Annotated in this window: 25 protein-coding genes; all 25 read right to left on the reverse strand. The window is 31.0% G+C overall.

The window, feature by feature from the left end; genetic code table 11:
* Positions 1-435 precede the first annotated feature (435 nt).
* The 25 genes from JVU85_RS10835 to JVU85_RS10955 all read right to left on the reverse strand — a co-directional run bounded on the left by JVU85_RS10835 (position 436) and on the right by JVU85_RS10955 (position 11,201).
* Positions 436-1,398: a hypothetical protein gene (locus JVU85_RS10835; protein ID WP_204172540.1), complete on the reverse strand. Its 963-nt coding sequence runs from the start codon at positions 1,396-1,398 to the stop codon at positions 436-438.
* Positions 1,398-1,826 carry a RusA family crossover junction endodeoxyribonuclease gene (locus JVU85_RS10840; protein WP_044120179.1) on the reverse strand — a complete coding sequence of 143 codons (429 nt, stop codon included), beginning with the start codon at positions 1,824-1,826 and terminating at the stop codon, positions 1,398-1,400. Before JVU85_RS10840 ends, JVU85_RS10835 begins: the two co-directional genes overlap by 1 nt.
* 10 nt (positions 1,827-1,836) lie before the next feature.
* Complete coding sequence (locus JVU85_RS10845; RefSeq protein ID WP_204172541.1) at positions 1,837-2,253, reverse strand: hypothetical protein; 417 nt, start codon at positions 2,251-2,253, stop codon at positions 1,837-1,839.
* Positions 2,254-2,656: 403 nt separating this feature from the next.
* Positions 2,657-3,139 carry a hypothetical protein gene (locus JVU85_RS10850; protein ID WP_204172542.1) on the reverse strand — a complete coding sequence of 161 codons (483 nt, stop codon included), beginning with the start codon at positions 3,137-3,139 and terminating at the stop codon, positions 2,657-2,659.
* Between the two features lie 271 nt (positions 3,140-3,410).
* On the reverse strand, positions 3,411-3,557 hold the full coding sequence (locus tag JVU85_RS10855) for a hypothetical protein (protein ID WP_174894829.1): 147 nt from the start codon (positions 3,555-3,557) through the stop codon (positions 3,411-3,413).
* A 52-nt stretch (positions 3,558-3,609) separates the two neighbouring features.
* The gene (locus tag JVU85_RS10860) at positions 3,610-3,897 is read right to left on the reverse strand and encodes a hypothetical protein (RefSeq protein ID WP_204172544.1); all 288 of its coding nucleotides are present in this window, start codon (positions 3,895-3,897) and stop codon (positions 3,610-3,612) included.
* 96 nt (positions 3,898-3,993) lie between these two features.
* A complete protein-coding gene (locus JVU85_RS10865; RefSeq protein ID WP_204172546.1) occupies positions 3,994-4,350 on the reverse strand; it encodes a hypothetical protein in 357 nt (118 codons plus the stop codon).
* Positions 4,351-4,842: 492 nt separating this feature from the next.
* Positions 4,843-5,091, reverse strand: a complete 249-nt coding sequence (locus tag JVU85_RS10870) for a hypothetical protein (protein ID WP_204172548.1) — start codon at positions 5,089-5,091, stop codon at positions 4,843-4,845.
* Positions 5,088-5,318, reverse strand: a complete 231-nt coding sequence (locus tag JVU85_RS10875; RefSeq protein ID WP_204172550.1) for a hypothetical protein — start codon at positions 5,316-5,318, stop codon at positions 5,088-5,090. Before JVU85_RS10875 ends, JVU85_RS10870 begins: the two co-directional genes overlap by 4 nt.
* A 24-nt stretch (positions 5,319-5,342) precedes the next feature.
* On the reverse strand, positions 5,343-5,669 hold the full coding sequence (locus tag JVU85_RS10880; RefSeq protein WP_145344815.1) for a hypothetical protein: 327 nt from the start codon (positions 5,667-5,669) through the stop codon (positions 5,343-5,345).
* A gap of 99 nt (positions 5,670-5,768) precedes the next feature.
* Positions 5,769-6,080, reverse strand: a complete 312-nt coding sequence (locus JVU85_RS10885) for a hypothetical protein (protein WP_145344812.1) — start codon at positions 6,078-6,080, stop codon at positions 5,769-5,771.
* 31 nt (positions 6,081-6,111) lie between these two features.
* The gene (locus tag JVU85_RS10890) at positions 6,112-6,330 is read right to left on the reverse strand and encodes a hypothetical protein (protein WP_145344809.1); all 219 of its coding nucleotides are present in this window, start codon (positions 6,328-6,330) and stop codon (positions 6,112-6,114) included.
* 12 nt (positions 6,331-6,342) lie between these two features.
* A complete protein-coding gene (locus JVU85_RS10895) occupies positions 6,343-6,576 on the reverse strand; it encodes a hypothetical protein (RefSeq protein WP_145344807.1) in 234 nt (77 codons plus the stop codon).
* An 18-nt stretch (positions 6,577-6,594) separates the two neighbouring features.
* A complete protein-coding gene (locus JVU85_RS10900; RefSeq protein ID WP_145344804.1) occupies positions 6,595-6,813 on the reverse strand; it encodes a hypothetical protein in 219 nt (72 codons plus the stop codon).
* Positions 6,814-6,838: 25 nt separating this feature from the next.
* Positions 6,839-7,078, reverse strand: coding sequence for a hypothetical protein (locus tag JVU85_RS10905; RefSeq protein WP_204172553.1), 240 nt, complete (start codon positions 7,076-7,078; stop codon positions 6,839-6,841).
* Positions 7,079-7,751: 673 nt separating this feature from the next.
* Complete coding sequence (locus JVU85_RS10910; protein ID WP_204172555.1) at positions 7,752-7,946, reverse strand: hypothetical protein; 195 nt, start codon at positions 7,944-7,946, stop codon at positions 7,752-7,754.
* A 20-nt stretch (positions 7,947-7,966) separates the two neighbouring features.
* Positions 7,967-8,302, reverse strand: coding sequence for a hypothetical protein (locus tag JVU85_RS10915; RefSeq protein ID WP_204172558.1), 336 nt, complete (start codon positions 8,300-8,302; stop codon positions 7,967-7,969).
* 155 nt (positions 8,303-8,457) lie between these two features.
* Complete coding sequence (locus tag JVU85_RS10920) at positions 8,458-8,796, reverse strand: hypothetical protein (protein WP_204172560.1); 339 nt, start codon at positions 8,794-8,796, stop codon at positions 8,458-8,460.
* Positions 8,797-8,828: 32 nt separating this feature from the next.
* Positions 8,829-9,071: a hypothetical protein gene (locus JVU85_RS10925; RefSeq protein WP_204172562.1), complete on the reverse strand. Its 243-nt coding sequence runs from the start codon at positions 9,069-9,071 to the stop codon at positions 8,829-8,831.
* Between the two features lie 156 nt (positions 9,072-9,227).
* Entirely contained in the window at positions 9,228-9,509 is a 282-nt protein-coding gene (locus tag JVU85_RS10930; RefSeq protein ID WP_204172564.1) for a hypothetical protein, read from the reverse strand.
* Positions 9,510-9,604: 95 nt separating this feature from the next.
* Entirely contained in the window at positions 9,605-9,937 is a 333-nt protein-coding gene (locus JVU85_RS10935) for a hypothetical protein (protein ID WP_044120155.1), read from the reverse strand.
* Positions 9,938-9,946: 9 nt separating this feature from the next.
* Complete coding sequence (locus JVU85_RS10940) at positions 9,947-10,156, reverse strand: hypothetical protein (RefSeq protein ID WP_044120154.1); 210 nt, start codon at positions 10,154-10,156, stop codon at positions 9,947-9,949.
* A gap of 56 nt (positions 10,157-10,212) precedes the next feature.
* Positions 10,213-10,422: a hypothetical protein gene (locus JVU85_RS10945; protein WP_145344777.1), complete on the reverse strand. Its 210-nt coding sequence runs from the start codon at positions 10,420-10,422 to the stop codon at positions 10,213-10,215.
* Between the two features lie 143 nt (positions 10,423-10,565).
* Entirely contained in the window at positions 10,566-10,943 is a 378-nt protein-coding gene (locus tag JVU85_RS10950) for a hypothetical protein (RefSeq protein WP_204172566.1), read from the reverse strand.
* A 33-nt stretch (positions 10,944-10,976) separates the two neighbouring features.
* Positions 10,977-11,201 carry a hypothetical protein gene (locus JVU85_RS10955; protein WP_204172567.1) on the reverse strand — a complete coding sequence of 75 codons (225 nt, stop codon included), beginning with the start codon at positions 11,199-11,201 and terminating at the stop codon, positions 10,977-10,979.
* Positions 11,202-11,319 lie beyond the last annotated feature (118 nt).

Raw genomic sequence — 11,319 nt, forward strand, 5'->3', positions numbered from 1 at the left:
TAGCCCATAGCACTTGCTCTCCTTTTTCATTTTTGGAACCTCCCTTTATTCCCGTTCCTTTTCGGTTTCATTTTCGGAACTTCTTTTTATTTCGTTTTCTGCTTTTGAAAATCTAATTTATTTTATTTTAAATCCTTATAATCCTTCGGATTAATTTTCTAATAATTTCTATTTATATAAATTTATTATTTGCTTATTGTTTATGTTTTGTGATATACTTAAATATTACTATTTTTCATGGTTGGTGCTAGATCGTTATATATATAAGTTTCGTTTTTGGAACCTTTTTCTTTAACTCTTATAGGCTAAATTTAAGCCTTTTATTACCTTTGTTAGTTTTTCCTAGCCAACTTCTATAAATGGCTTTATATGAGCTTCTCATTGCCTTCTATAGCTTTTTAAAGGCAAAAAAATAGCAACCTCTAAAGGCTGCTATTATCTGTCATCGTGTCCATGATAATTTTTAGGTGTTCCTCCTAATTGATAAAATCGTTCATACATGTATGATGATAAATCTTCAAAAGCTTTATTTACTCGATCAAATGCGTTTTTAGTCCCTATATATTCCCTGTCTTCTAGCAATGCACGCCTTGCATACGCTACTTCTTTAGCAAATGCTACGTTCAGATCGTAAGAATCTGATTGCCGGTTTCTACTTGAGAAGTACTGCAAACCTGCGCTTTTAACGGGTACTAGCATATTTAGAAGCGGCTCCGGGTTTGGTCTCGTTCTCCTAGTTTCTTCTATATCTGGCAATGCTTCTGTTAGCTCTTCTGCTTCGCTTAAAAACCCTAATTCTAGCAATACATCAACAATATCACTGAAACTTTCGTATACGTCTTCGCTTTTTTCACAAGCTTCTCTATAACCTTTAAAGCTATCTAAATACTCACTATCTGCATTATCTAACAGTTTTATAACGCTATTTTTAACATCTTCTTTATTGCTGCTACGCAATTCGTTTGCGTAATCTTCTAACAATACATTTATTTCGGATATCTCTACGTTGTTTTTTTGCAACAACAATTTAGCGTCTTCTATTTTATCTAACTTAGGGCTTCCCTCTAGCAATACGCTTACATCAGTCATAGATTTAATAGCTATATCATAGCCGCCCTCAAGATCAATCTCACGATCTTTTTTTAGCTCTTCTATATTACGCTCAACCTTGTTTCTTGCACTTTTCACTAGTGCATTTATTTCTTCGTTGGCACTTTCATTGCTTTTCAATTCGCTTCTTATATCACTTACAGTACGTTTTAACTTTTTATATTCTTTTCTGTAAGTATTCATATATTCATGACGTTCTAACAATACTTTTAAATAGGCTTCCATTTCGCCTTGCACTTCGGTCATAATGCTTTCTATTCGCTTAAATTTATCTAAATTACTAACCATTACTCAACACCTCGCAATGTTATTTCTGTTCTAGGATTAGTTAAAGTTTGAAACTTCGCCATAGACACCATAACTATGCGACTGTCTTTCACTTTCAACCCTTTAAATATGCTATCAAATGCCGCTTTTACTAGGTTATCTATGTCTGGGGCTGTGGTTTTCATTATATTATTGATCTTCTTTTGCTTTTTAGGTGCTTGCACATAAAAATAAACTTCTGCTTTAACCCCTAATGGCGCCCTCATAACGTTATAGAAGTTTTCATTTATAGCTTGATCTCGTTCGAGCATTTGTTGCACTTCTTCTAAATAATTAGCGTATTTCTGGGGATAGTAGGTTATAGTTTTACCGTCTTTCGTCTTTCTAAATTCTGGGCGGGGCGTTGCTACTGGGTTTATATCAATTGTATAGCTCCATTCGTTAGCCATAATAACCCTCCTACATTTTATCTTTTAAATTATCTGGCAAGGGTTTTTCTTCTCTATCATTATCTTCTGAATAATGCATATTCATATCTGATAAATGCTTATTAACGATTTTTGCTTGATTTTCCATATCTATGCCCTTAGTTTTTTTACGTTTTTCATATTTTTCTGGGTGTTCTACAAAGTCATTATATAGCTCTATGAGGGCGTTTATCTGGTTTAAAGTAAAGACTTCCGACAAAGCATAAAATGCCCCGTATTCTTTTTCTAATTCGATCAATTGTTTTTTATATCTAAAATTTGTAGTTTTACTTAAGTTTATTTTTTCATTTAATTTTTTTAACGGGACTTCATTAACAAACCAATCTAAAATGAACTCACTTTTCTTTTTTGCAATAGTTAATTTCTTTTGCGTTTTTGTATTTGCCATAATAATACACTCCCTTTTTATTAATAAGTATTAGTTTTATTTGTATCTTTAGTTTCCATAGTGTTTAAATGACACTATGGACACTCTGTGTGTTCAGCACACTTTAAACACTCTATATTTACTAATATTTGAACCTATTTTTACTTTATTACTAGAAATTATATTACTATGATTATTATTCATTTAATATCATAAAACACGTTAATTACTAGCCTTTAGAACAGTTATTTATGTTAATCATAAACTAATTAATATAAATTAATGTTTCACTTTTGAAACTAATAATATTTATGGATTTATTATAACATGTTAGTTCCTTTTTTGAAACCTTAATAATTTTATGTATTTTTAGAAATTTAATATATTTATTATTATTTAACTTAATAATAAAATAATGACCTTATTATTTTAATAAGGTCATTACTTCTGCTATTTGATCTGCTGTATATAAATCTTGGAAGCTTGATTTCTTTTTTCCAATTTGTACTTTGAATTTTGGTACATTGTGATTTAATTCTATAAAATGTATTGCTACTGCTTCATTTGGAAGTGCTACACTGTATTCTTCTTTTTCTGTTGTTTCTAGTTCATTATATATTTTATTTGCAAATTCTTGATAGTGAGGATTAATAGCCTCGTTATCTACAAAAACAAAATCATTACCACCTGCTAATATTTCTCTACTTACTTCATCATATGATATTTCTTCATATTTTCTTGCTTCTTTTTCTACTGCTTCTACATCAACTTTATAATCTTTTATTGTTACATATAGTGCTGAACCTGCTGACGTTCTAACGCTTACTTGTTTTGCTGTATATCCTAGATTGTTTTTTAAGTCTTTTCTTAATAATTTAGCTTTTTCCTTTAAGTCTAATATTGTCATAATCAAAAACTCCTTTATATTATTTTTAATACTCTTTGTAAATCTGTGATGTGGTTAATCCCTATCACTTATTAACTATCTTTAGTATATCGTACATCTTTGTACGTGTCAATAAATATTTACTTTCTTTTTTTATTTCTGAGATTTGGATTTCTGCCAACTCTTACCTACACTTATCCAGCCTTTAATATTTCGCTGCAATATATTCAATTTCTCAGAACAACAAAAAGCCTTTTGATATATCTTGATATATAACAAAAGGCTTTATTTCTTAATGTAGTATTTTATTAATTTCAATGTTTGTCTCTACGTCCTCTTCTTCTTTATATTCTACTTCATCAAACAGTATTAGCATTTCATTTTTACAATCTGAATTTAGCTGATCGGCTATATTATATACATCATTGTTATTATACATTTCTAATACCTCCAGTATTATAGATACTTTGTATCTTTTGTAGCTATTGTGTTTATGGTGGTTCCCAATTATACAGATCAATTAACCATTCTTGAGTTTCCATGTTACCCAATAAAAATATTGATACTATGATAAATAAATCTGTATCAGATATATATTTTTCTAAATTACCGCTATATTTATTACTACTAAATTTTAATATGAAATTATCATTATGAGCCTTTTCCCAAAACATTGAATATATTTCATTATTACTATGATTGTTCAATATTTTTAATTTGCCAAATGGTTTAGCTGTTACATTCAAACTATCAATATTAACCATTCCTTTTACGTTCATAGCTCCACCTCATTCATATATTTTAGATACTTTGGACACCTTAGACACCTTGAATACTTCAAACACTTAGAACACAACGAATACTATATATACTGATTAACGAATAACGCCGCTTTCATAAAACATTGTTCCGTTGTGGTAAAGCATTAATGGTAGCCCTGTATGTTGGCTAAACTTTGTTCTAAATTGTCTGCTATTTTTAATATCATGAATAATTATATTGAACTCATTTTCTTTAGGGTCGGTATATTCAATAAAATAATTATCACTTTGTACCGTTGGGTATATGCTATAGTTATTCTGTCTTTCTTTTAACTCTTGTAGTTGTTTATGCTGATCTAATGTTATTACATGTGATTTTGCTTTATTTCCAACTTCTTTACTCAAATTATTTTGTCTGTCTCTACCTCTTTGAATCTCTTTAAAATATTTATCTACTGAACCATGTACCATATAAACACACCTCGTTATATTATTTTTAATACTTTTTGTAAATATAATGCAAAAATAAAATTTATTCGTTCTTTCCATTTTTTCTATTATCTAATTTCAATTTGATGGGTATATATATTGTTATACCAGCTACCATAAATACTAAAGCTGTAGTTACATCTATTAATATATCCATATTCTTTACACCTCATTTAGTAACTTTAAATTAAGTATATCGTACATTATTGTACGTGTCAACAAGAATGTTATTATTAATACTTTTTGTAAATAACCGCTTCTGGATTTATCATTATTAGATACTTAGTATCTTAAGACTACCTAGTATTTTATGTAGCTAATATAAAAATACTGTGTATCTTCAAGACACTTTGGACACATAGTATCTATTGAATACTTTGTATTCTATGAATGCCATGTATATATAGCAGTTAAATTAATCTACATTTACTTTTGAGTAGGGGGACGTAATTTGTGTTACCACTAGAAGCGGTTTTATTGTTCCTCTAATCTTCTTAATTCTCTAGTTACTATATCAAAGTATTTAAGTTCTTTTATTTCTGGATAGTTAATAGCATCTATTGGTTTAATACCACATTGAATAAGTGCTGCATTAACATCATCTAATGATTGTCTTTCATTTGGCTTTAGATCGTTCATGAAGTCTAATAAAGTTTCTCCAGCAAATGCAACACCACCATTTGCTTTTTCATCATCTTTAAGAACAACATTTAAATACCTCATACTTGAACCTCCTTTGTCCACTTGAAATTATTTCTATCTAATCCAAAATAGCTTAATTCATCTTTAAGCACATCTATATTAATAAACTCATGAGGATTGTTTAATATCGCTCTTATTTCCGCTTCTGATCTCATATATTTTTCATCACTTGGTAAATCTCCGCTATATAATAAATATGCTGTCATGCTTATTAAAAAGTCTTCTCTATCTGTTAATTGCATTTCCATAATACAAAACCCCTTTGAACCGTATTAAAGTTTATTATCTAACTCTATTAAATGGTTTATTATTTCTTGGCTACTGTCGATACTTTCCATACTGTCACTTACTGGATAACCAAAATATAAACGTACTCGATTAACATCTTCTCCACGTTCAAATGCACAAAAAAAGAAATTGTTTTTTTCTAACTCATATTCAATCGGTTTAATAATTGCGCTGTATAACGTATCAAATAACTTATTATCTTCTATATCGTTAGGTATTTCAGAATTAATATCATCATAATCATGTTCATGTGCATCTAACCTCACATACTGATTAGCATAAAATTTGTTAATTGCTTCCATTTGGTTCATATAGCAACACCTCATATTACTTTATTTCAAATAACCGCTTCTTAATACTATTCTATAGATACAAAGTATCTCATAAACACATAAGATACCTTGTAGTTATTAATACATATGAGTAGGGTGGTCTGTCCATTCTTTAAGCTGTATTGTTAAAAATTCTATGTCTTTGTCTGTAAGTCTTTTATCCATATATGCTTGTTGCATACGTTCAATATCTTCTTTACTTACATAGTCACTTAAATTTAGATCATGTCCATTAAATTCAACTATGAAGCGGTCATGTACCTGTCTATTTGCACAATAACCAACTACATAGCGTGCTACTTTAACAACACCCGTCACATACTCCATATAACCCACTGTGTTACCTGTTGCTCCTTTATCTGTAAATGTAATACCTGCTAAACGTTTCATATTACTTCACTCCTTATTATTTAAATATGATTTAATATACACCGTTAATTAAACAGTCTAGTTCTGATTGTTTAATCAATGTATCGCTCTTTAAATGCTTCAATAATATTTCAAACTCTTTAATCGCTTGTTGTTCAGAAATATACGTTTTAACTGCTATGCCAACATCTTTATTACTGTAATCCAATATTAAAAATGAAGCGCTAAATTTAATGAGTTGATAGCTTCCTTTACGCTTAATAATCTCCATATATAAAACCTCCTAAATAATTTCAAATCCTCTTAATTCACGTTCTAATTCATTCATCTGCTGTAATTTAAAGCTACGCTGTACCCCATGTGATTTAATCGTTACATTACCACTCTTATTAATCCATATCCTAAAGCTATGCCACTGCTTAACGTTGCACGAATGACCTTTATATATACCAGCTCCCACTTCCTGCACGTTTAGTCCAATATAATTTAAATAATCTAGTAACTGTTTTGTGTTCATATATAACTACCTCCGCATTTAAACTATTTTCGTTATATCCGCTTCATTTATCTGTGTTTCTAGTATCATGTATTCATCGGCTTTGCTTTCTTCTATAAAGTCTTCATCTATATCCCTAGTAGCTAAATTGTTTTCTATTTCTGCTTCCGCTTCTGATTTAGTAGGGAATACACCTAAATGCATAACCTCTCCATATGTTTCGCTCCATATCAACGTATAAACTGTGTTGTTTTCCATTCTGAACCTCTCCTTTAATGAGTAATTACTCTACAATGCCTAATATATCGGCTTTACCTAATTGCGTTTTTAGTATCATGTATTCGTCTTGTGCTTCTTGAAAATCTGCTTCATCTTCTACATCTAATTCATTGTTTTGTTGTCGCTGTCTCATATGATTAGCCCTAGCAAATTCTACTTGTACTTTACTGTCATAAACCCCAATCAATTGAATATCTGTAAATACTGGTTTAATTATTAACGTATATACCGTTTGCCCGTTCATAATTCAACACCTCTTATATTATTTTTGATACTTTTTGTAAATTGAAGCGGTAAATTATCCGCTTCCTATACATTGGAAGTACCTTTAGATCATGTTGTTTTGCCTTGTTTTGATTATATACATAGTATAACGTACATTATTGTACGTTTCAAGTATAAATGTGTTATTTTTGATACTTTTTGTAATTTAAGATAAATAAAAAACCCTAACGCTTCGGCTAGGGTAGGTAGTTATTGCTCTTATTAAGTAATATAAAATACGCTTACTTATTGTATTAGTCGCTATTATTAAGGTTGAGGGCGGGAATTTGCGAAGCCCCATGTAAGCGAGCAAGTTCACGCCCGTTTGATTGAGTTCACGAAGCCCCATGTAGCGAGGGAACTCAATCACTTGAAGCGGGTCATACTTTTACTACGATTTATGAAAGTACATTTTAAGTCCAAATGCTAATAATATAATGCCTTCTATACCTATAAAACTAAATTGCCATATTGATATATTATTTTCGTTTGCAAAGTAATAACCTACTTGCATTGATGAATACATGAAAAAACCTAGAAAACCAATTACAAAAACCGTTAATAGAATTAATAAAATCCTCACTTTCATACGCTTTTTAACCCATCGTTAAATGTCCGCTTCTTTTGTTCTTATAATAACAGATAATAATCAATTACATAGCTACTGCTCCCATTAGTTCATAATCAAATATTGTTAGCTGTTCTTGACCTGAAATACTATAATTAACGCTTCCTATATCACGCTGCATATAACTACTAACTGCTGTTTGCCATTGTTCTAACGTTGGCTTGTCATTGTAGGGGATTTGCAAAAAATCACATAACCACTCTATTTCTGTGTTCATCATAGATATATCCTCCTTTATAGTCATACGATTAATTCCTGTAAGTCATGCATTATTTCTTGTAGATCTATTTCATCAATAACCGCTTCTATTTCGTCATGTAGATAGTCATACGTTACAAAATTCAAATCTTTATTGCGTATAAATAAGCTTTTGCCTATCTTTACGCCACCTAATACTTGAGATAGTTTATATTGCTGATACATGCTATAGGCTATTTGTTCCTGCTTTAATAACGGTTTAGCTTCTTCTACGGTGTAAGCTCCTGTATATACGTTTGATTCAATCGCTTCTATATGTTCATTACATCTTTCTTTTAAATAATCTTTAAATAGCTTCTTTTTAAAGTTTGTTGCCATAGTTAATACCTCCATGTAATTCATGTGCATTGCTCTTTTTTGATTTGAGGGCGGGAATTTGCGACGCCCCATGAAGCGAGCAAGTTCCCGCCCGTTGATTGAGTTCACGACGCCCCATGAAGCGAGGGAACTCAATCATTTGAAGCGGGTATTCGTTAAATTGTACATCTGACAATCACGCCATTACTTAACTTCTCTGTTCCGTCATTCATACAACTTGTTAGCACCGCTTCATTACTCTGATGTTCCATAATATGCTCAATCACTTCTTGCGCTGTTTCATCTTCAAAATACCAGCATAGAAAATCCGTATCGTTCAAGAAAAATTGCATTTCAAATGCTACATAATCTTCTATATTTTCATCTTCTTTATGCCAGTAAGGGCTAATAAGGTCTAATACTTCTTTTACTGCTACATCGTCCCATTGCTGATAATTTGATTCTTCTTGTAGTAATGCTTTAAGTTCATGTTCAAATTGCCCTGTCATTTCCATATCCGCTTTCCTCCTTAGTTTATTTACTGTGTTTATCCGCTTCGATTAATTCTTTCGAGTTCCAGCAATTCATTTGAATAATTTTCTTTGAGTTCTGCTTCGGTTAAATCGTCTCTTAATCCGTCTGTAAAAAACCATTCGACAAAATACCATTCAATTTCATCATCTGTACATTGTCTGAAATCCTTATTTTGTTCATCAAATCCATCAAAGCTACCTTGTCCTTGTGTTTGCTCTAACCACTCAATTGTTCTTTGTTTAACTGCACTGTTCATTTATATTGGCTCCTTATCGTTAGGATTACTTATTAGGGATGAGGGCGGGAATTTGCGAAGCCCCTTTGTAAGCGAGCAAGTTCCCGCCCGTTGATTGAGTTCACGAAGCCCCATGTAAGCGAGGGAACTCAATCACTTGAAGCGGGTCTGCTTACATTAATACGGTCTGCATTGTTCAATGAATAATTTTGCTAAGGTCTTATTATCTGCGCCTTTGTGAGATTCATAGGTCTGTTGCCACGCTTTAGGCAAGTTGTCTATATTCTCTTTAACCTCTTCGATATATCTGCATAAATCCGCTTCTGCTATTCGTTGATTGTGCTTCACTTTTCTACGTGTATTATCTGCCATCATCTTAAATTGTGTCGTTGTCCGTTCATGCAAAAAGTTAATCATGTAATACGTGTGTCTAACATCTATTGCTTCCATATGTTTCAATGTATAACCTCCTAATTTTTATGTTATCATCAATATTTTTTGTAAATGAAAGGGCTGTAAATAGCCCTCTAATTAACTGTAATCAGTACTTATTGTTAGTCCTCCTTAGTTATATATGAGCGTACTGTTTTACGTGATACTTTAATCGTTCCAAATGCTTCTTTAATCACTAGCTTATGAATAAAGCTTTCGAGTTCAGATATGCTGATACAAAACAATATTTCATTATCGCAATAACTTACATCGTACGTGGGTTGTTCATCGTAATATAGAGCTTCTAATTCTTCCGTCCCACACATATTTAATGCTTGTAAAAGGTCTTCCGCTTCATCTACATCTTCTTTACCTAATCCAAATTTGTATCTTTTCTGCACTTCATTATTTTCAATAATATCAATGCCTGCTTTTAAGCTTGTTTTTAAGTCCATATTTACCACCTAGTTTCTTAATATTAATAAGTTATCTTGTATTTCTGATTGATCTATATACAAACAATCGGTTGCTTGGTTATTAACTTCTATCACTACATCTATTTGCTTAATATCTTTACCTGCTGCGAGATATGAAAGGATTTGTTCATGAATATCATATAAATTTAAATTCATCTTACCGATTTCATTCGTTTTGCTATCGTTGTTTAAAGTCATTTCAAGCCCTCCATGTAATTGTTATTTTGAATACTTTTTGTAAATCAGAGGGCTGTTTAAAGCCCTCTATATTCCATACTCTTAAAGTAAATATCTTCATCTAAGAAATTCGGTGTATCTAATTCTTCAAAGTAGTAATGGTTTAGCTTGTCTAAATCCGCTTCATCTGTAATACCTGTTTCATAAGATAAGATAGCTTTAACGACCTCACGAACATCGTTTTGTTGTAGTACCTCTAAGATTTGTTTGTAGTTTTGGTTTTCCATAGCAATAACTCCTTTGTTTGATTTGTTACCTTTATTATATCGTACATTAGTGTACGTTTCAAGCCTAAATGTGTTATTTTTAATACTTTTTGTTAAATTTTCCCATATTAAAAACCCCTCTGTTTCCAAAGGGGCGGGGCGGTTTAACTCTGCTTGAGTGTTGCGAGTTGGCTTCTTCTCTTTTCTTCATAATATTTTATTAAACTGTTCATCATTTTATTATTACAAACTCGGCTAATGACAATAGGTACTCCATAACTTAACACAAAGTAGCTAAATACATATTGCCATATTAAAATTATCGTCCACATATTAATTGGCAAATGATTAAATAATACACCTATATAACTCATTGATACATTGATAATTACAAAGGAAACCACCATGAAAAACCATTGAATTAAAAATCTTTTTATCGCTTGCATACCTATTAATAAATTTCCACCAGCTAGTAAAACCACAAAATTAAAACCTGTTATGCTACCGATATATTCAAAAATTGATATATAGCTCTTCTTCATTTTCTATACCTCCTGTATTCTTACTTTTCTACTTTATTGGTCTTCTATTTCTTCATACTCAAAGAATGTAATAGCATCAGCCCTTACATAGAAGTATACTTTCCCTGTTTCATTTGTTAGGTATATATAATCTCCACCATTTACAATTCCATTCAATTGCTTGTACATATCATCAAAATATTTCTTGCCAGCTATTGATTCTTTAATTAAAAATGCTGTATCTCTCTTTTCTACGCCTATCGTCAATACTTTATCCATATTCATGCTCCTAGTTATATTATTTTAAATACATTTTGTAAATATAAGGGCTATAAATAGCCCTAATATTATCGAAAACACAATTTATATTTATCCTCTAAATTTATTAGAGTTTCAA

Origin of the sequence: Staphylococcus sp. GDY8P72P, assembly GCF_016890655.1 — a bacterium.
Taxonomy (GTDB): domain Bacteria; phylum Bacillota; class Bacilli; order Staphylococcales; family Staphylococcaceae; genus Staphylococcus; species Staphylococcus arlettae.